The organism is Streptomyces sp. NPDC001668 (assembly GCF_042893155.1).
Classification (GTDB): domain Bacteria; phylum Actinomycetota; class Actinomycetes; order Streptomycetales; family Streptomycetaceae; genus Streptomyces.
Window position 1 is genome coordinate 190371 of the sequence record NZ_JBIAUQ010000001.1, and the last position, 23138, is coordinate 213508.

General features: G+C 69.4%; 21 protein-coding genes and 2 tRNA genes. 8 read left to right on the top strand and 15 right to left on the bottom strand.

What is annotated here, in order from left to right:
- Positions 1–288 precede the first annotated feature (288 nt).
- Positions 289–1092, bottom strand: a complete 804-nt coding sequence (locus ACFYZ8_RS00915) for a GAF and ANTAR domain-containing protein (RefSeq protein WP_359030452.1) — start codon at positions 1090–1092, stop codon at positions 289–291.
- 162 nt (positions 1093–1254) lie between these two features.
- Between ACFYZ8_RS00915 and ACFYZ8_RS00920 the strand changes: the two genes are divergently transcribed.
- A complete protein-coding gene (locus ACFYZ8_RS00920) occupies positions 1255–2295 on the top strand; it encodes a glycoside hydrolase family 6 protein (RefSeq protein ID WP_388536396.1) in 1041 nt (346 codons plus the stop codon).
- Between the two features lie 77 nt (positions 2296–2372).
- Here ACFYZ8_RS00920 and ACFYZ8_RS00925 read toward each other — a convergent pair whose 3' ends face one another.
- The 3 genes from ACFYZ8_RS00925 to ACFYZ8_RS00935 form a co-directional block, all read right to left on the bottom strand.
- Positions 2373–4310: a galactose oxidase-like domain-containing protein gene (locus tag ACFYZ8_RS00925; protein ID WP_388536398.1), complete on the bottom strand. Its 1938-nt coding sequence runs from the start codon at positions 4308–4310 to the stop codon at positions 2373–2375.
- Positions 4307–6316, bottom strand: a complete 2010-nt coding sequence (locus ACFYZ8_RS00930; RefSeq protein WP_359030449.1) for a glycosyltransferase family 2 protein — start codon at positions 6314–6316, stop codon at positions 4307–4309. Before ACFYZ8_RS00930 ends, ACFYZ8_RS00925 begins: the two co-directional genes overlap by 4 nt.
- Before the next feature lie 737 nt (positions 6317–7053).
- A tRNA-Lys gene (locus tag ACFYZ8_RS00935) sits at positions 7054–7127 on the bottom strand.
- A gap of 165 nt (positions 7128–7292) precedes the next feature.
- On the opposite strand from ACFYZ8_RS00935, the gene ACFYZ8_RS00940 reads away from it, so the two are divergent.
- The 5 genes from ACFYZ8_RS00940 to ACFYZ8_RS00960 all read left to right on the top strand — a co-directional run bounded on the left by ACFYZ8_RS00940 (position 7293) and on the right by ACFYZ8_RS00960 (position 12653).
- The gene (locus ACFYZ8_RS00940; RefSeq protein ID WP_388536400.1) at positions 7293–8630 is read left to right on the top strand and encodes a peptidoglycan-binding protein; all 1338 of its coding nucleotides are present in this window, start codon (positions 7293–7295) and stop codon (positions 8628–8630) included.
- A gap of 40 nt (positions 8631–8670) precedes the next feature.
- The gene (locus ACFYZ8_RS00945; RefSeq protein WP_388536401.1) at positions 8671–9780 is read left to right on the top strand and encodes an SPFH domain-containing protein; all 1110 of its coding nucleotides are present in this window, start codon (positions 8671–8673) and stop codon (positions 9778–9780) included.
- Positions 9781–9875: 95 nt separating this feature from the next.
- Positions 9876–10481 (top strand): lytic polysaccharide monooxygenase, encoded by a 606-nt coding sequence (locus tag ACFYZ8_RS00950; protein ID WP_388536403.1) that lies wholly within the window; start codon positions 9876–9878, stop codon positions 10479–10481.
- A 76-nt stretch (positions 10482–10557) separates the two neighbouring features.
- Complete coding sequence (locus tag ACFYZ8_RS00955; RefSeq protein ID WP_388536405.1) at positions 10558–11013, top strand: DUF3592 domain-containing protein; 456 nt, start codon at positions 10558–10560, stop codon at positions 11011–11013.
- Positions 11014–11039: 26 nt separating this feature from the next.
- The gene (locus tag ACFYZ8_RS00960) at positions 11040–12653 is read left to right on the top strand and encodes an AMP-binding protein (RefSeq protein ID WP_388536407.1); all 1614 of its coding nucleotides are present in this window, start codon (positions 11040–11042) and stop codon (positions 12651–12653) included.
- Between the two features lie 280 nt (positions 12654–12933).
- Here the strand turns inward: ACFYZ8_RS00960 and ACFYZ8_RS00965 are convergent.
- The 9 genes from ACFYZ8_RS00965 to ACFYZ8_RS01005 form a co-directional block, all read right to left on the bottom strand.
- Positions 12934–13007 (bottom strand) — tRNA-Lys (locus ACFYZ8_RS00965).
- A gap of 121 nt (positions 13008–13128) precedes the next feature.
- On the bottom strand, positions 13129–13887 hold the full coding sequence (locus ACFYZ8_RS00970) for an IclR family transcriptional regulator C-terminal domain-containing protein (protein WP_359030443.1): 759 nt from the start codon (positions 13885–13887) through the stop codon (positions 13129–13131).
- A gap of 311 nt (positions 13888–14198) precedes the next feature.
- On the bottom strand, positions 14199–14534 hold the full coding sequence (locus ACFYZ8_RS00975) for a LuxR C-terminal-related transcriptional regulator (RefSeq protein ID WP_359030442.1): 336 nt from the start codon (positions 14532–14534) through the stop codon (positions 14199–14201).
- 266 nt (positions 14535–14800) lie between these two features.
- Entirely contained in the window at positions 14801–15292 is a 492-nt protein-coding gene (locus ACFYZ8_RS00980; RefSeq protein ID WP_359030441.1) for a hypothetical protein, read from the bottom strand.
- A gap of 183 nt (positions 15293–15475) precedes the next feature.
- Positions 15476–16246, bottom strand: a complete 771-nt coding sequence (gene ehuA, locus ACFYZ8_RS00985) for an ectoine/hydroxyectoine ABC transporter ATP-binding protein EhuA (RefSeq protein ID WP_388536851.1) — start codon at positions 16244–16246, stop codon at positions 15476–15478.
- Positions 16247–16280: 34 nt separating this feature from the next.
- Positions 16281–16934, bottom strand: coding sequence for an ectoine/hydroxyectoine ABC transporter permease subunit EhuD (gene ehuD, locus ACFYZ8_RS00990; RefSeq protein ID WP_359030439.1), 654 nt, complete (start codon positions 16932–16934; stop codon positions 16281–16283).
- Positions 16931–17662, bottom strand: a complete 732-nt coding sequence (ehuC, locus tag ACFYZ8_RS00995) for an ectoine/hydroxyectoine ABC transporter permease subunit EhuC (protein ID WP_359030438.1) — start codon at positions 17660–17662, stop codon at positions 16931–16933. The genes ehuD and ehuC overlap by 4 nt, the downstream gene beginning before the upstream one ends.
- Entirely contained in the window at positions 17659–18588 is a 930-nt protein-coding gene (gene ehuB, locus ACFYZ8_RS01000) for an ectoine/hydroxyectoine ABC transporter substrate-binding protein EhuB (protein ID WP_359030437.1), read from the bottom strand. The genes ehuC and ehuB overlap by 4 nt, the downstream gene beginning before the upstream one ends.
- A 129-nt stretch (positions 18589–18717) precedes the next feature.
- Positions 18718–19089 (bottom strand): hypothetical protein, encoded by a 372-nt coding sequence (locus ACFYZ8_RS01005; protein WP_388536410.1) that lies wholly within the window; start codon positions 19087–19089, stop codon positions 18718–18720.
- 192 nt (positions 19090–19281) lie between these two features.
- Here ACFYZ8_RS01005 and ACFYZ8_RS01010 point away from each other — a divergent pair, with 192 nt between their 5' ends.
- Positions 19282–19776 (top strand): DUF3830 family protein, encoded by a 495-nt coding sequence (locus ACFYZ8_RS01010; protein WP_388536412.1) that lies wholly within the window; start codon positions 19282–19284, stop codon positions 19774–19776.
- Here ACFYZ8_RS01010 and ACFYZ8_RS01015 read toward each other — a convergent pair.
- Complete coding sequence (locus tag ACFYZ8_RS01015) at positions 19757–21160, bottom strand: amidase (RefSeq protein WP_359030434.1); 1404 nt, start codon at positions 21158–21160, stop codon at positions 19757–19759. The two genes, ACFYZ8_RS01010 and ACFYZ8_RS01015, sit on opposite strands and share 20 nt — an antisense overlap.
- A gap of 22 nt (positions 21161–21182) precedes the next feature.
- Entirely contained in the window at positions 21183–22130 is a 948-nt protein-coding gene (locus ACFYZ8_RS01020) for a D-2-hydroxyacid dehydrogenase (RefSeq protein WP_388536414.1), read from the bottom strand.
- A gap of 198 nt (positions 22131–22328) precedes the next feature.
- On the opposite strand from ACFYZ8_RS01020, the gene ACFYZ8_RS01025 reads away from it, so the two are divergent.
- Positions 22329–23138, top strand: a complete 810-nt coding sequence (locus tag ACFYZ8_RS01025) for an aspartate/glutamate racemase family protein (protein ID WP_359030432.1) — start codon at positions 22329–22331, stop codon at positions 23136–23138.

The window sequence follows — 23138 nt, forward strand, 5'->3', positions numbered from 1 at the left end:
GCGATCTCTGAGGGACCGGACGGCGGCCTCACCTGGCCCGGTCGGCGACCCGCTCCCCCCGAAGCCGCCGACCGGGCTGGTCCTCGACCGCGCGCGCTCGGGCTGCGGGAGTAACCCGGCGACTGAGCGGGAGGCCTGGGAGGCTCGGTGGTGAGGACTGCGGCCAGGGGCTGGGGCCGTATACCTATGAGAAGACTCTAGAACGGATGAGCGCCCGGGCCTAGAGGCTGATTGACGCCAAGTCCCGTGCCCGTGGCCCTCCGTCATACGCCCTGGTGGTCCAGGGTTCTACGCAGGTCCGTCAGCGGGTCCGCCAGTGGGTCCGTCAGCCGTTCCGTCGCGTTCGCGGCGCAGTTCGCCGTCGTCCGCGACCCCCTCGATGACCGTGCTCGCCACCTGGTCCAGGGGCAGCCGGTGCCGTCGCGCGTACTGCCGCAGCGCCATGAACGCCTGGTCGGCGGGGACGTTCCAGCGCTCGGCGAGCATGCCCTTGGCCTGCTCGATACGGACCCTGCTGGACAGCGCTTCCTGCAACTGACCGGACAACGTGCGGTACCGGGCGTAGACGTGACGGTTCTGCAGACCGAGGGCGGCGGCGTCGGCGAGGGCCTGGGCGACATGGAGCTCGGAGGTGACATCGTCGGCGGGGGTGTCGCCGGGCAGCGTGGGCACGAACACGTTGAGGGCGCCCAGCAGGTTCTCGCGGCGGCGCAGCGGGACCGCGAACGTCGTCACGACGTCGTGCCTGAGGGCCCGTTCGGTGAAGTCGGGCCAGCGGGCGGCCGCGTGGGCGACCCGTATGGACACCGGCGCCACGGGCTTCCCCGAGCCGTAGCTGTCCAGACAGGGCCCGCCGCCGTGCTGCGCCTCCAGCAGGTCCAGCGCCACCCGCTCGTGCCGGCTGCTGGCGGTCAGCGACACCGACCGGCCGCCGTCGATGAGCATCACTCCGGCCGCCAGGGCGTCGAGCAGTTCCACACAGTGGTCGGACACCCTCTGTAAGTACCGGGTGGCCTCGAAGCCCTCGACGAGGGTGTCCGCCGCCTCCACCAGTGCCGAGGCCAGCCGGATCTCCCTGGTCGCGTACCGCATCGCTGAGCACTCCCCTTCGTCGACGAGCGCCCCGTTCGGCGCGCACCTACCCCGACCTTCGGGGCTGTAACAGCTCTTGGACAAGGCTCCGGCGACCTCGTGGGCGGCGCGACCGGTGTGTCACGATTGAGACTTGCCACGGTGCACCCAGGGGGGAATTGGATGTACGTCAGCAGGGGGGCCAGGAGGGCGGCCCGCGCACGGACCGGTGCGGCGGTGCTGGGGGCGGCACTGCTGCTCGCCGCGTGTTCGTCCTCGGGAGACGGGAACAAGGGGGAAACGGGCGACAAGGCCGGTGCGGGGATCACCCAGCAGCCCAAGGAGGCCGACCCGTTCTGGGTCAACCCGGACGGCAACGCGGCCAAGCAGGTCGCCGCGTACGTGAAGAGCGGCAAGGACGACGAGGCGGACCAGATCCGCAAGATCGCCCAGCAGCCGACCGGCGAGTGGATCGGCACGGAGAACCCGGAGCAGGAGGCACGCGGCTTCACCGAGGCCGCGGACAAGGCCGGCCGTACGGCCCTGCTGGTCCTCTACAACATCCCGCACCGCGACTGCGGCCAGTACTCCCAGGGCGGCGCCGCCGACGGCAACGCCTACCGGTCCTGGATCGACGGCGTGGCCGCGGGCATCGGCGACCGGTCGGCGACGGTGATCCTCGAACCGGACGCCGTACTGCACCTGGTCGACGGCTGCACCAAGGACGAGTTCCACGAGGAGCGCTACGACCTGCTCACCGGGGCCGTCGCGAAGCTCAAGTCCCTGAAGAACACGAAGGTCTACCTGGACGCGGGCAACGCGGGCTGGGGCCACCCCGACCAGATCTTCGAACCCCTGAAGTGGGCCGGCATCGACAAGGCCGACGGCTTCTCGGTGAACGTCTCCAACTTCTACTCCACCGAGGACTCCATCGCCTACGGCAAGCAGCTCTCCGCCAAGGTCGGCAACAAACACTTCGTCATCGACACCAGCCGCAACGGCAACGGCCCGTACAAGTCCGGTGCCGAGAACGAGCGTTGGTGCAACCCACCGGGCAGGGCCCTGGGGGAGACGCCGACGATAAAGACGGCGGATCCGCTGGTGGACGCCTACCTGTGGGTCAAGCGCCCGGGCGAGTCGGACGGCGAGTGCAAGGGCGGCCCGAAGGCGGGGGAGTGGTGGTCCGACTACGCCTTGAAACTGGCCGAGGCATCGTCACCCTAGGGGCGCGGGGAACTGTGCGACCAGCCACAACGCTCCCGCACCCGAAGTCATAGGTGCGGGAGCGTTTTTGAACCCGGCTAAGGAACCCGCACCCACTGAGCCTTGCTCGGCGTCCCCTGATCGTCATCGACGAACAGCATGTACCACCCCGACTGCACCAGGTTCTTGTTCTCCGGCACCGTCACCTTCACCTTGTCCCCGGACACCGTGAACTTCAGCTCGACGGACCGCTGATCCACGTCGGTCACATGAGTCGACGCACTGGGCCGGATCAACCGCACCTTCTTGATCACCGAGGCCTGCGGAGAGGTGAACGTCCCCGAAGCCCCCCGGGCGATCGTCTGCGGCCCCCCGGACAGCGAAGGCCGTGAATCCCGGTACAGATAGGGCGGCGTGTAGATCTCGATCCGCTGCTCGAAGACCCCCGGCTTCGTGTTCGCCTTGTCCCCGTACAACGAGTCCGACCCGAAGAACATCACCCGCCCGTCCGGCAGCAGCAGCGACCCGGAGTGGTAGTTGCGCCCCACCAGCGGGTCGGCCACCGACTCGAACGTGTTGGTGTCCGGGTGGTACAGCCGGGCCTGCAGGATGTTGGAGTCACCGCGCCCGCGGTAGTCCTCCGACCCCCCGGACACCAGCACGCTGTCGTCGGGAAGGATCGACGCCTGCGGATACCGCGTCCCCTTCTCCAGCGTCGGCCCGTCCACGAACTTCGGGCTGTCCGCCTTCATGTCCACGATCCGCGTCCTGTTGCTGGACAGCTTGGACTCGCCGACCCCGCCACCCCCGATCACCATGAACTTCTCGTCCTGCGCCGGAGGCAGCAGCACGGTCCCGGAGGTCTCCATCTCCTTGGCGTCGCTGAGGCCCGGGATCTTCGTGAACTTGTTGCTGGCCACGTCCCAGATGCCCGGGTCGCGCCCCACGTTGTCCGGTCCGTACCCCGCGTTCGACCCCGAGTAGAAGACCTTGCCGTTCTGCATGAGGAACAGCGCGGGGTAGGTCGGGAACTGACGGATCTTCGAGAGATAGGTCCACTTCTTGGTCTTCGGGTCGAAGACCTCGTTCTTGCCCGGCACCAGCTGCCCGATGTCGTCGAGCCCCGAGACACTGAGGATCTTCCCGTCGCTCAGGGTCGTGAGCGTGGGATACCAGCGGGCCTCCTTCATCGGGTCGACCTTGATGTACTTCTCGGCGACCGGGTCGAACTCGAAGGCGTCCCGGATCCCCTGGAAGTCCTTCTTGTCGAGCGCCAGCTTCTGCGCGATGCCGTACGTGTTGCGCGCGTCCGTCCCGGTGAGCCCCTGGATCCGGTAGTTGTCCTGGGTCCCCGTCTCGTACTTGGCGCCGCTCTTCTGCGCCTCCACGTAGATACGCCCGAGCCCGGGGTCGTTGCGCAGGAACTTCCCGGTCGTCTTGTCGAAGACCTTCTTGGCCCGCTCCACGACCACCGGGTCCTTGGACACGAACGTCTTGCCGTTCTCCTTGCCGGTGAACTTGGTCCCGGCCGGGAGCGTGATCGGCTGGTCCGGGTTCTCGTTGTGGACGATCATCAGGCCGCCGGCCTTGGTGACGTCACCCTTGAGCTTCTCGTACCGCTTGGTGCCACCGGCGATCAGCAGATTGCCGTTCGCCAGCTGGGTGTGGCCGGTGCAGAACAGGTCGCTCGGCGTCGGCACCTTCTTGATCGTGCCCTTGACCGGGTCCCAGATCCTGGTGTCGAACTTCTTCGCGTCGAAGTTGTCCTGGTTGTTGCCCGAGCCCGCCACCAGCAGCACCTTCCCGGTGCGCAGCAGCGCCGCGTGGATGGTGTTCTGCCGGTACTTCTCGGGGAACTGGACGATCTCCCACTTGCCGTTCTCGGCTTTGTACTCGGGCTTGTTGATTTGGTACTGGTGGTATTTCGCCGTCCCGAAGCGGTACAGCCACGGGCCGTTCATCCCGGCCAGCGCGAGCACCACCGCCGTACCGATCGCGAGTCGACGGGCGCGGCGGCGGCCTGCACGGTCGTTCATTCCTTACGTCCCCCAAGTCCACCAAGGGCGATCTGCATGGTCTGGTCGTTGCCCCCGTCGTCCCCGGAGTCCGGCTTCGGGGCGGCGGCCCAGGTCGGCTTGTGGGCCGGGGCGTGCTGGGCCGGCGTGGGCTGCGCGGGCAGCGGCTGCGCCTGGTACTGCGCCGGAACCTGAGCCGGGACCACCGGTGCGTGGGGCGCCTCGGCGGGCGCGGTGGGTTTCTTCTTCGCCTGTCGCAGCATGTGCCGCCAGGTGAGGATCGGTGTCGCGGTGATCAGCATGGCGAAGGTCGCCCAGATGATCATCGCGGGGTGCGAGTGCCCGAGGGCGACACCGGCACCGATCGAGCCCCCGAAGATGGCGATGAAGTACCAGTGGTAGCGGAAGGTCGCGAACCACCGGTCCGGGCTGGCCGAGTCGCCCTTGGGCGTGACCACGAACTTGCTCTTGCGCCGCAGCACCGCGTCGACCAGCGCCTTCGCGTAGAGCGGGGCGGACAGCGCCGACATGACCATGCCCGCGACACCGCCGGAGCCCTCGGGCTCGTGCGGGGAGACGTTGTGGCGGCGGTTCCAGATGTACAGGCCGATCTGGAGCGCGGAGGCGTTGCCGTAGAGCATCAGCCACACGGTGGGGTCGATGTTCACACCCGAGGCGCCCAGGCCCAGGAACAGCGCGCAGCTCAGGGCCGCGAGGATCCAGTTGAGGGCGGACATCGGGTAGAAGATGATCATCATCGTGTAGTTGAAGAGCTTGCTCGGCGGCAGCGAGTACCAGCCCTTCCAGTACTGCTTGAGGATCGTCTCGTACGTCCCGCGCGACCAGCGCATCTGCTGGGTGAAGAAGTCGGTCCAGGCGCTCGGGCCCTCACCGACCGCGAGCACGTCCGGGGTGTACACCGAGCGCCACTTCTTCCCCGTCGCCGGGTTCTTGTGGCGGTGCATCTCGAAGCCGGTGGCCATGTCCTCGGTGATCGAGTCGTACAGCCCGCCGATCTGCTTCAGCGCCTTGATCCTCACGGCGTTCGACGTGCCCACGAACATCGGGGCGCCGTACTTGTTGCCGGCGCGCTGGATCAGCGCGTGGAAGAGGAACTGCTGGGACTCGGCGGCCTTGGTGACGAAGTTGTCGTAGTTGCCGTAGACCTGCGGGCCGATCACGAAGCCGACGTCCGGGTCACGGAAGAAGCCGAGCATCCGCTCCAGGTAGTTGGGCAGCGGCACGTGGTCGGTGTCCACGGAGGCGAAGTAGTCGTACTCGTCGCCGTGCGCGTCCAGCCAGGCGTTGTAGTTGCCGTGCTTGGTCTTGGCGCGGTGCGGGCCCTTGGGCCGGTTCCACTTCTCGACGCCCTTGCGGGAGAAGTGGTGCACACCGAGCCGCGCGCACACCTCCTTGACCGCCGGGTCGTCGCCCTCGTCCAGGAGCCAGACATGCATGAGGCCGCGGTGGCGGATCTTCACCGCGGCTTCCAGGGTCCTGGTCACCATCTCCAGCGGCTCCTTGCCGGGCACGAAGGAGGTGAGGAAGGCGACTCTGGTGCCGGTCTCGGGCACGACCGGGACCGGGTCCCGGGCGACCAGGGTGGCGTGCGCGTTGGACAGCACGTTCATGCAGCGGAAGAACTCGATCAGGCCGATCGAGACGAGCATGACGATGTCCAGGGCCGGCAGCCACGAGAAGGCCGGGTAGTCGCGCTCGGTCCAGTGCTCCGGCTGGAGCAGCCAGGCCAGCAGGACCAGCGAGAGCAGCGGGGCCGCGGTGAGCATCAGGGCGACTCTGATGCGGTGCGGCTCCTGCGAGATCAGCGAGCGGTACTGCACCTTGTAGGGCCGGCTCGGGTCGGGCTGCGTCAGGGGACCGGCCAGTCTGCTGTAGTGCTCGTAGTCGTACTTCGGAAGGGTCTTCTTTATCCGGCCCAGTGTGCCGGTCCGATGCGAAGGCAGCCTGAGCTGTGTGGTGTCGGACGGGTCGAAATTCTGCCGGGCGCCCGTCGGCGTCGACGTCATGAGTCATCCCCCCACACGCGGACGAGCCGCGTGTTGTCGTTTCCTTACGGCTGATCTGGTCCCCCTCGACCTTCACAGACGTATCAGTGGTGGGCCGCAGTCACCACAATCTTCACAGCATTAGACAGGTAACAGCGACCTTCCGGTTGCAGACGCCCCCCTCGGCATCCTCCGAAGCGGGGCCCCCTTTCCCCGCAACACCGGCAACCGGCTCCTTACCCCCCAACTGCCGCGTATCCGCAGCATCTTGAAAACCAGGGTTCTACGGTGGTCATCATGATCGCAAGATGCGAAACGCGGTGTTTACCGGTCATACGCGTTCATTGTGGCGCCTGACATACAAGAAGGCCCCTGCTGGAACGAGGTTCCTTCCGTGCCCGTGCGCCGGGAGGTACTCGAGCCACACGCGGGGCACGCCGCCAGGGACTCGAACCCCGGACCCGCTGATGCTGTGTCTTCCCGGGTCTCGGGGGCCCCGGGAACCCCAACCGACTTCGCCGGACCCCCGGCCGTCCCGGTGCGCCGGGGCACTCGCCCCAACAGGTCGGGCCCCCCGCTCTCACGGAGGGCCTGACATCGTCGGTGCGCCGCGAGGGACTCGACTCCCGGACCCGCTGATGCTGCGTCTTCCTGGGGGCCCGGACCCCCAGCCAACTTCGCCGGGCCCCCGGTCGTCCCGGTGCAACTCGTCACAACGACGAAGGCCCCCCGCTTTCGCGAGAGGCCTTCGGTGTCGGTGCGCCGCCAGGGACTCGAACCCCGGACCCGCTGATTAAGAGTCAGCTGCTCTAACCAACTGAGCTAGCGGCGCCTGCTGACCTGCACGACTCTACCGGATGCGGGAGGGTGCTCAGGACCGCTCCCGGGGGTGCCGTACATCATTCGGACCGTCAGCATGCGCGTGCGGGCGACAGTTGAGAAACTGACGAATGTGCACAGTTGCGGACATTTCTACCTGGAGTGTGAGGGGCGTCCCATGGAGACTCCGGTATTCGAGGAAGTCGATCCCGCGAGCGACTGCGACTGCCCCGGTTGCGTCCACTGGCGGCGCGTCCTCCCCCGCTCGACCGGCGGTCACCCCGCGGCCGCCCGGGCCGTGATCCTCGCCGCCGCGGCCACCACCGCGCTCGGCGCCTTCCACGCGGTCCCCGCCTTCGCCGCCCCCCACGCCCCGGCCCGTCCGGGAGTTCCCGCGGGTGACGAACCCGACACCCCGCAGGGCCACAAGGCCCCGCTGCACGGCCCCGCCGGAAAGCCGACGGGGGTCAGGACACCCACCACCACCCGCGCCGACATCATCCGGCGGGCCAAGCAGTGGGTCGCCGCGAGGGTGCCGTACAGCATGTCCACGTACTGGAGCGACGGCTACCGCCAGGACTGCTCCGGCTTCGTGTCCATGGCCTGGAGCCTGCCGGGCAACGAGTGGACCGGCAGCCTCGACAAGTACGGCGTGCGGATCGCCAAGGACGACCTCCAGCCCGGTGACATCCTGCTCTTCCACAACCCGGCCAACCCCGAGCAGGGCTCCCACGTCGTCATCTTCGGCGGCTGGACGGACTACACGCACACCTACTACCTCGCCTACGAGGAGACCCGCCCGTACGCCCGCAAGCAGGACACCCCGTACGCCTACTGGAGCAACTCGGACCACTACGTCGCCTACCGCTACAAGGGGCTCGTGGCCGGCACCTCGGGCGGCGCGCCGGACCCCGCCGAGCCGGACCCCGCCGAGCCCGACACCGCCAAACCCGGCGCACCGGACGTGACGCCGTTCCCGGGAGCCGCCTACTTCGGTCCCGGCGCCAACAACAAGTACGTCACCCAGCTCGGCCGGATGCTCGTCGAACGCGGTGCCGGGCGCTACTACACCTCCGGCCCCGGCCCCCGCTGGACGGACGCGGACCGCAGGGCCACCCAGGCGTTCCAGCAGGCGCAGGGCTGGCAGGGCGAGGCCGCGGACGGGCTGCCGGGGCCGCAGACCTGGAACCTGCTGGTGACCGGCAGGGGCAAGGACATCGAGGCGGGCGGCGGGCAGACGGGGGCGGCGGGACCGCAGGCACCCTCCTCGCACGGCGTCCCCGGCTATCCGGGACGCGCGATGTTCCGGCCCGGCGCGACCAACAAGTACGTCACCCAGCTCGGCGGACAGCTGGTGAAGAAAGGGTTCGGCAAGTACTACACGACCGGTCCGGGACCGCGCTGGGGCGAGCCGGACCGGCGGGGCGTCGAGGCCTTCCAGCGCGCCCAGGGCTGGCGGGGCGGCGCGGCGGACGGCTACCCGGGGCCGGAGACCTGGCGGCGGCTCTTCTCGTAACCACCTGTGGTGACATCTGGCGCGGAGGCTGGAGACACGCATGACTACGACCACTTCACCCACACCGGAGTCCGAGGGCCACGCACGCCCCGCCCGGCTCATTCAGAACGAGTCGACCACCGAGATCCCGGTCCACCTGCTCTTCCGTGACGACCCGGACCCGGTCTCGGTCCCGCTGAAGCCGGCGGTGGTGGCACGCAGGCAGGGCACCGGCGAGCAGCCCCGCCTGCGCAGGCCCGGCCAGGTCACCCCCCGCCCCGCCCCGGACGTCGACCCCGGGCTGGCCGAGCGCCCCGCGCGGGTGCTGCCGGGCTCGGTGGGCGTCCTCGCCGGCGCCTGCGGTCTGGCCGGGTGCGCGGTCACCTCATGGTGGGCCGGCCTGCTGCCGCCGCTCGCCCTGGAAGCCCTCAGGGTCCCGGCGTTCGCGGGCGCGGCCCTCGGTCCGGCGCAGTGGGCGGCGTACGCCGGAGCCGGCGCCCTCGCCCTGTTCGGCTTCGGCGGACTGGCCCGCGGCCGCACCGGCCGCGCCTGGGTGCTCGGCCTGTTCGGCCGCTACCGGGGGACCGTGCGGCGCACCGGCCTGATGTGGGTCAACCCGCTGCTGCTGCGCCGCCGGGTCGACGTACGGCTGCGGCACTGGCGCGGTGAGCCGATGCCGGCCGCCGACGCGAGCGGGGTCGCGCTGCGGGTCGTCGTGCTCGTGGTGTGGCGGGTGCGGGACACCGCGCGGGCCACGCTCGGCGTCGACGACCACGAGACGTACCTGCGCGAGTGCGTGGAGGCCGCGCTCGCCCGGGTTCCGGTGGAGGCGCCGGGCTCCGGCCGCGGCACGGTCGACGCGGCGGGGGAGGCGCTGACCCGGCTGGTGGCCGCGGAGACCGCGCCCGTCGGCGTCGAGGTGTTCTCGGTCCAGCCGCTGCGGGTCGAGTACGCCCCCGAGGTGGCCGCCGCGATGCACCGGCGCCGGATCGCGGCGCTGGACGCCCAGCACCGGGCGACCATGCTGACGTCGGTGGTGGACTCGGTGGAGGACACCGTGACCCGGCTGACCATGCGGGGCCTGGTGGAGCTGGACGACTACGAACGCAAGGCGCTGGTGAAGGACTTGACGGTGGCGTTCTGCGCGGGACGGCAGGAAGCGGGCTCGTGATGGGGATGGACACGTTCAAGTAGCGGTAATAATCTGACACTTGGTCTAGACCTGCAAGCTCACTGAACCTCCCCCACGTTCCCAGGAGCAGCAGCATGCGCAGAAAGGCCAAGTGGTACGCCACCGCACTCGGACTCACCACCGTCGGCACCCTCGTCCTCTCCACCGGGGGTGCCAGCGGCCACGGCTACACCGACCTCCCCATCAGCAGGCAGAAGCTCTGCCAGAACGGCACCGTGACGAACTGCGGCGACATCCAGTGGGAGCCGCAGAGCGTCGAGGGCCCCAAGGGCTTCCCGGCCGGCGGGCCCGCCGACGGCCAGATATGCAACGGCGGCGTGAGCCGCTTCAGCCAGCTCAGCGCACCGAGGACACCGGCGGGCGCGGCCTGGCCGGCGACCAAGGTGACGGGCGGGCAGAGCTACACCTTCCGCTGGCAGTTCACCGCCATGCACGCGGCGACCGACTTCAAGTACTACGTCACCAAGGCGGGCTGGAACCAGAACCACAACCTCGCCCGCTCCGACCTCAACCTCACCCCGTTCCTGACCGTCCCCTACAACGGCCAACGACCCCCCTCCACCCTCTCGCACAGCGGCACCCTGCCGTCCGGGCTCAGCGGACGGCATGTGATCGTCGCGGTGTGGACGATCGCCGACACGGCGAACGCGTTCTACGCCTGCTCGGACGTCACGTTCTGAGCATTGCTTGAGACAGTCCAGGCGTCCCCCGGGGTACGTTCCCCACACGAGCAGTACCTGACCTCGGGGGAGCGCCATGGATGCCTTCTTCTACATCATTCCCGGCCTGATCATGGCCGGAGCCCTCTTCGTCGCCTATCGCGTGGTGCGGCGCTGGCTCCAGATGCGCAGGGCGTGGAACAGCGGGCTGACGGCCGAGGCGCGCTGCCTCAGGATGTTCACCACGGTCCATGGCGGCGGCAACGACACGTCGGTGAGGACCACCGTCCACCATGTGTACGAGTTCACCGCCCGCGACGGCCGCGTGATCCGCTTCGAGGAGGAGGACGGTCCGCTGACCCGGCTGGAGGGCGACTTCGTCACCGTGTACTACGCGGACGATGAGGACGTGGTGGCCACGGCCCACGCACCCCGCCCTGCCAGGCACGCGGCGGCCGCCTTCGGCGTCCTTGCCTTCCTCGGCGTGATCGTGGCGTTCTGCGTCGGCTTCATGGTCACCTTCACCGAGATGAACTCGACTCTCCACATCTGACGCTCCGTCAATTAGCGTGCGCCTCCATGGACTCCAGGAGGCGTACGGTCGCGGAACTGGTCGCCGGGCGGTGGGACGACCACCGGCCAGGGCTGTGGTTCGAGGGGCGGGCGCTCACCCATCACGAGGTGGCCGCGGGTGCCGCCGCCCGGGCCGCGCTGCTCACCGAGCTGCTGCCGGGCGCTGGAGCCCACATCGGGGTGCTGCTCGACAACACCCCCGAATACCCGCTGTGGTTGAGCGCCGCCGCCCTCGCCCGTGCCGCCGTCGCCGGTGTCAACCCCACCCGCCGGGGTCCCGAACTCGCCCGCGACATCCTGCACACCGAGTGCCGCCTGCTGATCACCGAACCGTCCCACCTGCCGTTGCTGCGGGGTCTCGACCTCCCCGGCGTCCGCCTGCTGGTGACCGGCACCGAGGAGTACGACACCCTGCTCGCGCCCTACGCCGGCGCCGAACCGGACGCCTCCCGCGCCGCCCCCGACGACCGTCTCCTCCTCTACTTCACCTCCGGCTCCACCGGCGCCCCCAAGGCCGCGCTCTGCTCCCAGGGCCGGCTGGCCGCCGCCGGGCGCTCACTGGCCGACCAGTTCCGGCTCGGCCCCGACGGCGTGCACTACATCTGCATGCCGATGTTCCACGGCAACGCGGTGATCGCGGACTGGGCGCCCGCGCTGGCGACCGGGGCGGGGGTCGCGCTCAGGCGGCGGTTCTCGGCCTCGGGGTTCCTGACGGACGTACGCGCGTACGGGGCGACGTACTTCACCTATGTCGGCCGGGCGATCCAGTACGTCCTGGGCACCGAGGAGCGCGAGGACGACCGGGACAACCCGTTGCGGCTCGGCTTCGGTACGGAGGCGGGGGCGGTGGACGCGGCGGCCTTCGAGCGGCGGTTCGGGGTCCGGCTGGTGGAGGGGTACGGGTCCTCCGAGGGCGGGGCGGCGATCCAGTGGACGCCCGGGACTCCGCGGGGCGCGGTCGGGCGGGCGGGGCCCGGGCTCGTCGTACTCGACCGGGAGAGGGGGGTGGAGTGTCCGCCCGCGCGATTCGACGCGGTCGGGCGGCTGCTGAACGGGGACGAGGCCATAGGGGAGCTGGTGAACAAGGCGCCGAACCCCTTCGAGGGGTACTGGCGCAACGCCGAGGCCGAGGCCGAGCGGCGCCGGGACGGCTGGTACTGGACCGGTGACCTCTTCTACCGCGACCGTGACGGCTACCTGTACTTCGCCGGCCGCACCGACGACCGGATCCGGGTCGACGGCGAGAACCTGGCCGCGGCGATGATCGAGAACATCCTGGCGCGGTACGAGGGGGCGGCCGCCGTCGCCGTGTACGCGGTGCCGGATCCGGTGACCGGGGACCAGGTGATGGCGACGCTCGCCGGGACCTTCGATCCGGTGACCTTCGCGGACTTCCTGGAGGCCCAGCCGGATCTCGGCACGAAGATGGCACCCCGGTTCGTCCGGGTGGTGCGGCGGATGCCGGTCACCGCGACGAACAAGATCGACCGGGCGCGACTCAGGAAGGAGGGCGTGGGGTGTACGGGCCCGGTGTGGTGGCGTCCGCCGGGAGAGAAGGCGTACCGCAGAGCAGACCTGATGGGGAACGCCGAAGGGCCCCCGCTCTCACGGAGGACCTGACATCGTCTGTGCGCCGCCAGGGACTCGAACCCCGGACCCGCTGATGCTGCATCCTCTGGGGGATAACCCCCAGACCCCCAGCCGCCACCTTCGTCGGCCGGAAACGCCGAAGGGCCCCTCGCTCCCACGAGAGGCCCTTCACCGGTGCGCCGCCAGGGACTCGAACCCCGGACCCGCTGATGCTGCATCTTCTGGGGGATAACCCCCAGACCCCCAGCCGCCACTTCGCCGGCCGGATACGCCGAAGGGCCCCTCGCTCCCACGAGAGGCCCTTCACCGGTGCGCCGCCAGGGACTCGAACCCCGGACCCGCTGATTAAGAGTCAGCTGCTCTAACCAACTGAGCTAGCGGCGCATGACTCTCGCCGTCCGCCTTCGGCGGCTGGCGACAGAGAAAATACTACCCGGTGGGAAGGGGTGCTTCTGACCATCACGAAGTGGACCCACGCAGGCGCGCGGGGAACTGAGACCGCCTCCTAGATCACCAGCGACAGGAGCACCGGCGCCGCCCCCCGGTTCAACCGGTCCGTCGCCTGGCGGAGCCGGTGGGCCTGGTCGATGGGGAGGGACAGGGCCAGGCATCCGACGGAGGAGCCCGCGGTGATGGGGACCGCCGCGCACACCGTGCCCACCGCGTACTCCTGGAGGTCGAGGTGGGGGACCGTCGGCGGCTGGGTCTCCAGGCGGGAGAGCAGCAGCCTGTCGTTGGTGATGGTGCGCGAGGTGAGGCGGGTCATGCGGTGCCGGGAGAGGTGGTCGCGGCGGCCGTTGTGGTCGAGCTGGCTGAGCAGGCTCTTGCCGAGCGCGGTGGCGTGGGCGGAGGAGCGGAAGTCCACCCACTCGTTGACCGCGGGGGTCGCGGGACCGTCGGCGTACTGGGCGATGGTGACCTCGCCGTCGACGTACCGGCTGATGTACACGGCCGCACCGATCGAGTCGCGCAGTTCGTCAAGGGTGTGCTGGAGCTGCTCGCGCAGGGCCTCGTCGCGGTCGTGCACGGAGGTCAGCCTGGTCAGGGCCGCTCCCGTCACATACGCGCCGTCGGCGACCTGCTCGACGTACCCCTCGCGCCGCAGCATCCTCAGGAGCGCGGTCAGTCGCTCCGGGCCGAGGCCGGTGGTTCGGGCGAGTTCGGTGTCGGTGACTCCGGCGGTGTGCCGCGCCACGGTCTCCAGGACGCGGAGCGCGTCCTGGGCCGAGTGGTACGGCGCGGTCGGTTCGTGCTTCAGCGCCACGGTGTTCCCCCTGCGCTCGCTCGGTCGCACTACTACTGGGCCGTAATCCAGACAGCGATCCCCTCCACGATAACGGGCAAGAGGCTTGTAGTGAGCGGCTGTTGACGAGATTCCGTCCGCGGGCCGGGCCGTCTCAGCAGGGGCGCTGCCTCCTGGCATATGCCAGCGACATGACCCGGGTCCGGGACCACGGGTATTGAACCGCGTTCAACCCTGAAGGGGGTCGAGTCGTGCCGAGAAATACTCCAGGCCCGGTGCCGGAGGGCCCGGCCGGCCGGGCCCTCCGGTCTCCGTCCGACACCTACCTGTCGCTACCTGTCGCCTGAGCTTCTGCCCGGGCAGATCAGGTCGTGGTGAAGGTTGGCGACGACTGCCGCTTCTAGCCGGGTGCGCAGCCCCAGTTTCTCGATGATGTGTGCGACGTGGGCCTTGACCGTCCGCTCCGCGATACCCAGTTGGCGCGCGAGAATGCGGTTGGGCAGTCCGCCTCCGAGGAGGACGAGAACCTGGCGTTCGCGATCCGTCAGCTCATTCACCGCCGGCTCGTTCTCGACCGGCTGGAATGCGAGCCGGCACGGGCAGTGCGGATCTCCTGGTTCGTGCGGTTTGTCGTGGCAGTGAGATTGCTTCGCATCCTTGATCGGCATGGTGATGGTTGCCTTCCCCGTTTTTCACTTCACCTTCGCTCGACACTCTAGGGCAGTATCTTCGCGTTCGCGATCCGTCAGAGGATCCAATCCCGCCTGTCCGCCCCGGAGTTGACCGTCTCATTGACCGGTTGCAGAAAGAATTTAGGTCGACTTGGTCAGTGCGGGGTATTCGGAGTCGTGGTCGGGGGAATGCCCGGGTAACTGAGAACGACCCGCCGTGGCAGGGCGGGCCGTTCCGGAGATCGTGCGTGTGGTGCTGCGGCTCAGGCCTTGACGCAGACCTTCAGCTCGCTGCGCTGCGGGTTGGTGTCGTCCCAGGTGGAGTTGACGTAGCCGAAGGCGCAGAGGGTCTGCTTGCCCCTGGGGTTCTTCTCCTTCACGGCCTTGGTGTACACGCTCTTGGCGGTGCCGGTGGCCTTGGTGTACTTGATCTTGTCGTTGTTGATGCTGATGCCGACGACCACGACCTGCGACTCCTTCTTCTTGCATTGGCTGTTGGCCGCGCCGTTGAGGGTCGTTCCGGCGCTGACCGCGACGTAGACGCGGCACTTGTTGCCGGTCCTGCCGACCTTGGTCCATTTGCCGAACCCGGCCTTCCCGACGACGGCCTTGGCTCCGGCCTCCGCGGTGGTCCCGGACGGGGCGGCGGTGGCGGCGGGGGAGGCCGCGCCCAGCAGGGTGAGGGACGCGACGGCGGCCAGGCCTGCGGCCGCGGTGCGGACCACGGAAGCGCGACGGGAAGTGGTCGATGCCATGGGGGGATACCTCCAGGTAACCGGGAATCGGTGAGTTCGCTGAAATTCTTCAACGCCCGTGTACTTGGCGGCTATCGGGACTTGGGGAGGTGTCCACAAGGGCAATACCCTTATGGGTCATTGCGTGCAGGGCGGTGTGTGAAGGGAAGGTCATACGTCCTTCACGTAACCGCCGTGCGTCGGTCACAGCACCGCACTCAGGAATTGCCGTGTGCGGTCGTGGTCGGGCTCGGTGAATATCTTCTGCGGCGGACCGGACTCGATTACCCGCCCCGCGTCGAACATGAGGACATCGTCGGAGATGTCGCGCGCGAAGTTCATTTCGTGGGTGACGCAGAGCATGGTGATGTCCGTGGTGTGCGCGATATCGCGCAACACGTCCAGGACCCCGGTCACCAGCTCGGGGTCGAGCGCGGAGGTGACCTCATCGAGCAGCAGTACCTGCGGCCGCATGGCGAGGGCGCGGGCGATGGCCACGCGCTGCTGCTGGCCGCCGGAGAGCTGGGTCGGGTACTTGTCCGCGTGTTCGGTCAGGCCGACCAGGTCGAGCAGCCCGCGAGCCCGCTCCTCGGCCTCGTCCTTGGACAGGCCGAGGACATGCACCGGGGCCTCGGTGATGTTCCGCATGACCTTCATGTTGGGGAACAGGTTGAACTGCTGGAACACCATGCCGATGTTCTTGCGCACCTCACGGACGTGCTTCTCGCCGGCCGGGACGAGACGGCCGCCTCGTTCCTCGTGCGTGAGGTACTCGCCGCCGACCTTGATGGTGCCCTCGTCCGGCTTCGTCAAAGTCATCAGGAGCCGCAGGATCGTGGTCTTGCCCGATCCGGACGGGCCGATCAGCGTGACGTGCTTGCCGGACGAGACGGTGAAGTCCAGGGAGTCCAGCACCGTGTTGGTGCCGAAGCGCTTGGTGACGTTGTCGAAGCGGATCAGCTCACTGCCGTCCACCGCGGGATTGACCGTTTCTTTCGAGGGACTGCTGTCAGCGGACAAGACGACGCTCCAGGACTCGCAGGAGGACAGAGGTGGGATACGAGATCACGATGAACAGGACACCGACCACGGTGATCGGCTCCATGTAGTCGAAGGTGGTCGCGCCGATGCTGTTGGCCTGGAACAGCATGTCGCTCACCGTGATGGCCGAGAGCATCGGAGTGTCCTTGAACATCGCGATCACGTAGTTGCCGAGGGCGGGCACCACACGGCGGAAGGCCTGCGGGAAGATCACGGCGATCCAGGTGCGGCCGCGCGGCAGGCTCAGCGCGGTGGCCGCCTCCCACTGGCCCTTCGGCACCGCGTCGATACCGGCGCGGTAGACCTCGGCGGTGTACGTCGAGTAGTGCAGCCCGAGGCCGATGACACCGGTGGTCAGCGCCCCGAAGCTCAGCCCCCAGCTCGGCAGGACGAAGAAGAGGAAGAACAACTGCACCAGCAGGGGGGTGTTGCGGACGAACTCGACGACGACGCCGACCGGCCAGGTCACGAAGCGGGTCGGTGAGCGCAGCGCGATCGCCCACACCAGACCGAGGACGAACGCCACCAGAGAGCCGAGCAGCGTTGCCTGGACGGTGATCCACAGCCCGTGCAGGAGCTGCGGCATGATGTCGCCGACGTAATCCCAGGACCAGTCGTTCATCGGCTGCCACCTCCGACGACGGCGGGCCGCGGGCCCTGCTCCGGGACCGGCGTCCTGCGGCCGAACGGGCTGCCCCGTTCCGGCGCCCGGCCGACCGAGGCCTTGGCCCTGCGCTCCAGCAACCGCATGACACGGGTGACGACGAACGCGATCACGAAGTACATCACCAGAATGATCCCGTAGACCTGGGCGCTCTCACCGGTGGAGAGCCGGGCGAGCTTGGCCTCGAAGGTGAGTTCGCCGATGGACAGCAGGGAGGCGAGCGCGGTCCCCTTGAGCAGCTCGATCAGCAGGTTGTTGAAGGGCGGCATCATCTCCGGCACCGCCTGCGGCAGGATGACCTTCCGCATGCGCTGCCAGGGCGTGAAGTTCAGTGCGAGGGCCGCCTCACGCTGCGCGGCCGGCACCGACTGGAGCGCACCGCGCACGACCTCGGAGCCGTAGGCGCCGTAGGAGAGGCCGAGGGCGAGGGTGCCCGCCCAGATGCCGGCGAGCTGCCAGCCGAGCAGGGGCAGGGCGAAGAACAGCCAGAACATCAGCACCAGGGCCGAGGTGCCACGGAAGAACTCCACGTAGGCACCGGACAGGAAGCGGACGATCCACAGGCGGGAGGTGCGCGCCATGCCGATGCCGAAGGCGACGGCTGCCGCGAGTGCGGCGCTGTAGACCATGAGCTGGATGGTGATCCACGCGCCCTTGAACAGGAGTTCCCACAACGCTCCGGTCATTTCTTGCAGAGCTCCTCAGCCGTCAGATCCGTCATGAACTCCTGGGTGAAGCCGAAGGGCTTGGCGATGCGCAGCAGCTCGCCGCTCCGCTTCATCTTGTGCAGCTCACGGTTGAAGGCGTCCCGGATCCGCGTCTCGCCCAGCCGGAAGCCGTAGCCGCCGCCGTCCCGCTGCGGTGTGCCGTCGACCTGCGGAGTGAACGGTTCGGTCATCCCGACCTTGGGGTGAGTGCCCGTCCTGAGGGCCTCGATCATGGTGAGGGCGGTGCCGGCGAAGCAGTCGATGCGGCCTGCCTCCAGCGCCTCCATGCCGGCGATCTGGTCGCCGTACGTCTGGATCGTGTCCGCCCGGACGCCGTTGCCCACCGCGTAGTCGAACTCCGCGTACCCGATCCCGGTCCCCATGCGCAGCCCCTGTTCGGCGACGTCCTTGTAGGACGTGATCCGGTGCGGGTTGCCCTTCCGTACGAGGAAGGCGTCCTTCGACTCGTAGTCGGGGTCGGAGAACAGGACCGCCTGGCAGCGGCTCTTGTTGATGAACATCCCCGCGACGATCACGTCGAACTGGAAGGAGAGCAGCCCGGGGACGAGTGCGCCGAACTCGACCGGTACCGGTTCGAAGTGCCTGATGCCCAGCCGCCGGAAGATGGTGCCGGCCACGGCCGGCGCCTCACCGGTGAGTTCTCCCTGGTCGTTGACGGAGGCGTAGGGCGGTTCGCTCGCTATTCCCATGCGTATGGTGCCCTTGCTGCGCAGGTCGTTCAGGAGCCGGCCGCCGCCGGTCGCTCCCGTGACGTCGACCCGCGCACAGCCGGTCGTCGCGCCCAGCGCACCCGCCGCGCCCACCGCCGCCGTTCCGGCGAGCAGTGCGCGGCGGTGGACGCCTCTTGTGTCGCTTCCTGAGATCTTCCCCTGTGGTGGAGCCATGGGCGCGCGCCTACCCAGACCGCCTGCCCCTATGCCCACCGTCTGCGAGCCCTGACGGGGAGGGGCGCAAGGCGAAAAGGAGACGTGCCCGATGCCCTGCCGGGCATCGGGCACGTCATCGGGCAGCGGTCACCACTTCATGCCGATGGAGCTGTTCTTCTGGTACGACACGGTCAGCGTCAGCTTCCCCTTGGGCATGTTCTTGCAGGTGAACGTCTTGGCCCGCCAGCTCTCGCGGACCTCTCCGGTGCACAGGATCTTGCCGGCGTGGCGGATGTCCCAGCCGAACGCGTACGGCTTGCCGCCTCCGTAGTTGTCGACGGTCACCTTCACGGCCCCCTTCCGGGGGTGCACTTTGGCGAGCACGCAGTTGGCCGGCCCGCCGCCGCATTTCTTCGTTGCCGTCGCGGCGTCGGCGGGGGTGGCGCCGAGGGCCGTTCCGGCGGCCACGGCGACGGCCAGTGCTCCGAGCAGGGTCTTGCGGGGACGGCGTGCGGTCATCGAGGGCGCCTCCTGAAACGGGATGTGCTGATGCTTCACACGAGGTCACGCGTGGCCTCCTCGCATGCGGGCACCAAGAGTCTTGTGGCCCGGGTGCCACCGCTGCCATCGGCTCTTGGGGAGGTGACCCAATGGGCAGCGGCAGCAGGGGCACGGTCACACCTGGCTGAAAACAGGTCCACAGGAGGGCACATGGCCGACCGGCACATCGAAGTCTCCCTGGCCGAGCGAGGCGTCCACTGCACGGCGAAGCTCCTCGACGAGCGCGCACCGCACACCTGCGCGACGGTGTGGGAAGCCCTTCCGCTGAGTGGCGACGTCTACCACGCCAAGTACGCACGCAACGAGATCTACTCGCTCTTCCCGCCGTTCGCCGACAGGGAGCCGCCCTTGGAGAACCCGACCGTCACTCCCATACCCGGCGACCTCTGCTACTTCTCCTTCGCGGGCGCGGAGCTGGGCACCAAGGCCTACGGCTACGACGCCGACGTACGCCCCGGCACCACCGTCGTCGACCTCGCCCTCTTCTACGAACGCAACAACCTGCTGCTCAACGGTGACGTGGGCTGGGTCCCGGGCACCGTGTGGGGGCAGGTGGTCGAGGGCCTCGACGCGATGGCCGAGGCCTGCAACGACCTGTGGCGCACGGGAGCGGCGGGGGAGACACTCAGCTTCCGCCGGGTGTGACGCGGGCCGCGATCCCCGCCTCGTACAGCGCGTGAGCCGCCCGCAGTACCAGGTCGTCCCGGTGCCGGGCCGCCACGAGCTGGAGTCCCACCGGCAGCCCGTCGCCGTCCGTGCCCACGGGGACGCTCGCCGCCGGCTGCTGCGTCATGTTGAAGGGGTACGTGAACGGCGTCCACCCCGTCCAGCGGTGATGCCCCGAGCCTTTCGGCACCTCCGTGCCCGCCTCGAACGCGGTGATCGGCAGGGTCGGGGTGACCAGCAGGTCGTAGGAGTCGTGGAACCGGCCCATCCGGCGCCCGAGTTCCATCCGGACGTCCACCGCGGCCAGGTAGTCGAGGGCGCTCATGCGGGCGCCGAGGGCGCAGATCTCCCGGAGCCCCGGGTCGAGCGACTCCCGCTGGTGCGGTCCGAGATGCTGGGTCACCCGGGCCGCGCCGCTGAACCACAGGGTGTGGAAGGCGTTCACCGGGTCGGTGAAGTCGGGGTCGGCCTCGGTGACGTACGCGCCGAGTTCGGCCAGGCGCTCCACGGCCCGCCGTACCGCCGCCGCGACCCCCGGCTGCACGGCCACCTGGCCGCCGAGGGACGGCGAGTAGGCGACCCGCAGCCCGCGCACCCCGCCCGACAGGGCCGCCGAGTGCGGGCCGGCCGCCGGGCCGAGTGCCGACCAGTCGCGGGAGTCCGGGACCCCGATGACGTCGAGCAGCAGCGCCGCGTCGGCCGCGTCACGGGTCATCGGGCCGACGTGGGCGAGGGTGCCGAAGGCGCTCGCCGGGTAGAGCGGGACGCGGCCGTACGTCGGTTTCAGGGCGAAGATCCCGCAGAACGCGGCCGGGATACGGACACTGCCCCCACCGTCCGTACCGAGCGCGAGCGGCCCCGCGCCGAGCGCCACGGCCGCCGCGGCACCCCCGCTGGAACCGCCCGCGGTGCGCGTCGGATCGTAGGGATTGCGGGTCACGCCCGACAGCGGTGAGTCCGTGACGCCCTTCCAGCCGAACTCGGGGGTCGTCGTCTTGCCGAGGAACACCGCCCCGCTCTCCCGCAGCCGGGCCACCGAAGGGGCGTCCTCGTCCCAGCTCCCGTGCTCGGCGATCGTCTTGGAGCCCTTCAGGGTGGGGAGCCCGCGCGTCAGCAGGATGTCCTTCACCGTGACCGGGACACCGTCGACCGCGCCCGCCGGCTCCCCGCGTCGCCAGCGGTCGGCCGAGGCGCGGGCCTGCGCCAGGGCCTGCTCGCCGGTCAGGCGCACGAAGGCGTTCACCTCCGGCTGGATCCGTTCGGCCCGCTCCAGAGCCGCCCGGGTCGCCTCCACGGGGCTGAACTCGCCCTTGCGGTAACCCTCGACGAGTTCCACGGCGGTCAGGTGTGAGAGGTCCTGCATGTGCTGCCCCTCTGTTCGACGGTCAGTGCCCCGGTACATACCCGCGTTGTTTGTCGACCACGTTCGTCAGCGATCTGCCCGCCGCCCAGCGCTCGTACAACTCCACGAACTGTGTGCCCAGTTCATCGCGCCAGCCGACGGTGTCGCCGCTCATGTGCGGGGACACGATCAGGCCGGGCACCTTCCACAGCGGACTCTCGGGCGGCAGCGGTTCGGTGTCGAAGACGTCGAGGGCCGCTCCGGCGATCCACCGCTTGGACACCGCCTCCACCAGCGCGTCCTCCACGACCAGCTGACCGCGGCCGATGTTGATGAACCGCGCGGAGGGCTGCATCACCCCGAAGCGGCGGGCGTCGAACATGCCGTGGGTCTCCGCGGTGAGCGGGGCGGCGGCGATCACCCAGTCCGCGCGGGCCATCAGCCGGTCGAGGTCGTCGGGGCCGTGGATCCCGGTGCGGGAGCGGCGGCCGACGAGGGCGGTGGTGATGCCGAGCCCCTTGAGGGTGGCGACGATCGCCCGGCCGATGGGCCCGGAACCGACCACGCACGCGCGCGTGCCCGCCACCCGCTCGGACTCCCGGTGCCGCCACACGCCCTCCCGTTGCAGCTCCAGCGTCCGGGGCAGGTCCTTGGCCATGGTCAGGACCAGCGCGGCGACGTACTCGGCGATCGGCCGGTCGAAGACCCCGCGGGCGTTGGTCACCACCGTGTCGGAGGCGGCGAGTTCGGGGCACATCAGGTGGTCCACGCCCGCGCTCGCCGTGTGCACCCAGCGCGGCCGCGGGCCCTCGCCCGGCCACGCGTCCCGCACCGCGGTCGAGGTGAAGTCCCAGACCAGCAGCGCGTCGGCGAACGGCAGCCGCTCGGCGAGCGTGGTCGCGTCCGCGTGCACGACACGGGCCCGGCCGGTGAGCCGGCCGAGGCGTGGCGGGGGGTCGGCGTCGAGGACGAGGAGGGTGGGGACGGACATCGAGGCACCGTTTCTACGGATTGTCGCGAGGGCTGCCAGGCGTCTGACATGGGCGGAAACGCCGCTGTTGACACCGGTGTGACGTGAGCGTGACATGGGCGGATTGACCACGCTCGCACCCGAACCTACCTTCGTCAACACGGGCGTTGCGCACGTTCCGCTGTCCCCCCGTCTCCCACCGTGAGGCCGGTCCCTGCCATGGACGTTTCGTTTCTGGGCGGTCCGCGCCCGCAGCGCGGTGTCGGTGTCGTCGCCCCCTTCGACTTCGCGCTGGACCGCGAGCTGTGGCGCTGGGTCCCCGACGAGATCTCGCTCCATCTGACCCGCACCCCGTACGTCCCCGTCGAGGTCAGTCTCGACCTGGCCCGCCTGGTCAGCGAGCACGAGACCCTGCACGACGCCGTGCGCACCCTCAACGCCATCGCCCCCGAGGTCGTCGCCTACGCCTGCACCTCCGGCAGTTTCGTCGGCGGGATCGCCGGGGAACGCGCCATGTGCGCGGCCATGACCCGGGCGGGCGCGGTCCCGTCACTGACCACGTCCGGCGCCCTCCTGGACGCCCTCGCCGAGCTCGACGTACGCCGGGTCGCGCTGGTGACGCCGTACACCGTGTCGGTGACCAGGTCGCTGGAGGAGTACGTCGCCGAGGCGGGCGTCTCGGTCACCGGGTGCGCCTACATGGGCCTGACCCGGCACATCTGGAAGGTGCCCTACCGCCAGGTCTCCGAGATGGCCCACAAGGCCGTGGGGGCCGACGCCCAGGCGCTGTTCATCAGCTGCACCAACCTGCCGACGTACGACGTCATCCCGCAACTGGAGGCGGAACTGCGCATACCGGTGATCTCGGCCAACCAGGTGACCATGTGGGCGGCGCTGCGCCGACTGGGTACCCGAGCCGTGGGACCGTACCAGGCGCTGATCGACCCGGCGGCGAGGTCCGGTCCCGCGCGCCCGGAGATTCCGGGTCTGCCGGAAGTCCGGGAACTGCCGGACGGAGAACAGCAGTAG